Raw genomic sequence first — 2,409 nt, forward strand, 5'->3', positions numbered from 1 at the left:
GGAGCAAGCGCGGTCGGCGTCGGCATGGCCAACTTCACCGATCCGTTCGTTTGCCCGAAACTGATCGAACAGCTTCCGCAACGCATGGACGAACTGGGCATCAACAGCCTGCAGGAATTAATCAAAGAAGTGAGAGAAGGCATCCTGAATGAACGATAAACCGATAATCGCGTTAGACTTTTCAACAAAAAAGGAAATTGAGGATTTCTTATTGCTTTTCAAAGATGAATCCCTCTATGTAAAAGTGGGGATGGAACTGTATTACCAGCACGGAGCGGAAATCATCAAATGGATCAAGGAATTGGGCCATGAGATTTTCCTGGACCTGAAATTACATGACATCCCGAACACCGTTCACCGCGCCATGAAAGGCTTGGCGGCTTTGGATATCGATATGGTCAATGTCCATGCAGCAGGCGGTTCGGAAATGATGAAAGCCGCCAAAGAAGGCTTGATCGCTGGTACGCCAGCAGGAAGCTCCGTTCCGAAACTGATCGCGGTCACGCAATTGACTTCGACTTCCGAAGAAGCGATGCAGACGGAACAGCTGATCAAAGTCAGCCTGCAGGAGAGCGTCCTGCATTACGCGGATCTGACCTGCAAATCCGGACTCGATGGCGTCGTCTGTTCCGCATGGGAAGCGCGCATGATCAAGGACCACACGAATGAAGATTTCATCTGCTTGACACCAGGTATCCGCCCGGCCGGCAGTGCGGTTGGAGACCAGAAGCGCGTCGCGACACCAGGCCGCGCAAGAGAAATCGGTTCAACCTTCATCGTAGTCGGTCGTCCGATCACCCAGGCAGCGGATCCGGTTGCAGCCTATTACGAAATCAAGAACCAATGGAATGGAGCGGAATAAAATGACGATAGCAAAAGAAGTAGCAAAATCATTATTGGACATCAAAGCAGTGAGCTTAAGCCCTCAGGACCCTTTCACTTGGGCATCAGGAATCAGAAGCCCGATCTATTGCGATAACCGCGTCACTATGAGCTACCCGGCTGTGCGCAAACAGATCGCGCAAGGCTTGGCTGACCTGATCAAAGAAAAATATCCGGACGCAGAAGTGATTGCCGGAACTGCGACTGCAGGCATCCCGCATGCAGCCTGGATCGCCGACATTTTGGACTTGCCGATGGTCTACATCCGCAGCAAAGCGAAAGACCACGGAACAGGCCGCAAAATCGAAGGCAAAATCACCGAAGGCCAAAAAATGGTCGTAGTCGAAGATCTGATTTCAACAGGCGGCAGCGTCATCGAAGCGTCAAAAGCAGCTGAACTTGAAGGCGCAAACGTATTGGGCTGCGTTGCCATCTTCACTTACGAATTGGCAAAAGGAATGAAAAATTTCGCCGATGCCGGCCTTGCGATCGACACATTGTCCAACTACAGCACATTGCTGGAAGTTGCCCATGAAACAAATTACATCTCCGAAGAAGAGTTGGAGTTATTGAAAGACTGGAGCAAAGACCCTGAGAACTGGTTCAAGGGCTAATCCCACTTCCGAATAGTTATCATGTTAAACCCGGCAAACAAGATCTGGAATCTTGTTTGCCGGGTTTTCTCATTATTTTTTACAAGTAAGCGCTCCAAAGATGGTATACTACTTGTATTGCTTTATATAAAGGATAACGTTTGGAGGTGAGCAGACAATGGCGATGCAGGAATTCCAACTGAAACAAACGCAGCAACAATCGATCCGGATGACGCAACAGATGCAACAGGCGTTGCACATTTTGCAGATGCCCATGTCGGAACTTTCCGCCTACATAGAGGACAAGGCATTGGGGAATCCGTTGATGGACATCAAAAAGCGGGCATCCGAAACGGGCGCGGTGGCCGTCTCCAATGTATACACGGCGGATAATCAGACGCCCTGGTATGAACGCATGGAAAGCAAAAATCAGTCGCTCTATGATTTTCTGCATGAACAGATCTATCTGAACATGAAAAACACGCCGCTCAGGCAGCTGGTTCTGTTCCTCATCCGATACGTGACGGATGACGGCTATTTGGATATCAAGTTGGAAGAGGCTGAGGAAGTAACTTCCGCAGCCGAAGCGGAAATGCTGGATGCCTTGACGCTCCTGCAGCAGTTGGATCCTCCCGGTGTCGGTGCCCGCGACCTGCAGGAGTTTCTGATGCTGCAGACCGAAAGGGACGAACAGTCGCCTCCGCTGGCCTACTACATACTGGAAAATTATTTCAAGGAGCTGTCTACCTATCGCTTGGAGTCGATTATGGACGCTGAGGAGATTGACCATGACGAGCTGATCGAAATCATCACCTACATGAGTAAACTGAAGACAAAGCTGCAGTGGGAGACCACATTCGAGGAGACGGTATTCATCGAGCCGGACATCCATGTTGCCATAGCCGAGGGCAACACACTGGACGTCGCGTTCAAT

The 2,409-nt window shown here is 50.2% G+C and carries 2 protein-coding genes and 2 pseudogenes; all 4 read left to right on the forward strand.

Annotated elements, in window-relative coordinates; translation table 11 throughout:
* Positions 1-159 (forward strand): annotated as a pseudogene (locus WBV27_RS05615) (dihydroorotate dehydrogenase catalytic subunit); the annotation flags it as partial.
* Positions 149-862, forward strand: a complete 714-nt coding sequence (gene pyrF, locus WBV27_RS05620; RefSeq protein ID WP_424200176.1) for an orotidine-5'-phosphate decarboxylase — start codon at positions 149-151, stop codon at positions 860-862. The pseudogene WBV27_RS05615 and the gene pyrF, both read left to right, overlap by 11 nt.
* Before the next feature lies 1 nt (position 863).
* Entirely contained in the window at positions 864-1,496 is a 633-nt protein-coding gene (gene pyrE / locus WBV27_RS05625) for an orotate phosphoribosyltransferase (RefSeq protein ID WP_119092814.1), read from the forward strand.
* A 157-nt stretch (positions 1,497-1,653) separates the two neighbouring features.
* A pseudogene (locus tag WBV27_RS05630) lies at positions 1,654-2,409 on the forward strand (RNA polymerase factor sigma-54); the annotation flags it as partial.

Origin of the sequence: Trichococcus sp. (assembly GCF_049589555.1) — a bacterium.
Taxonomy (GTDB): Bacteria; Bacillota; Bacilli; order Lactobacillales; family Aerococcaceae; genus Trichococcus.

Excerpts from the sequence above, each read along its gene's own strand:
- pyrF (WP_424200176.1), top strand. The coding sequence starts at position 149 with ATGAACGATAAACCGATAATCGCGTTAGACTTTTCAACAAAAAAGGAA.
- pyrE (WP_119092814.1), top strand. The coding sequence starts at position 864 with ATGACGATAGCAAAAGAAGTAGCAAAATCATTATTGGACATCAAAGCA.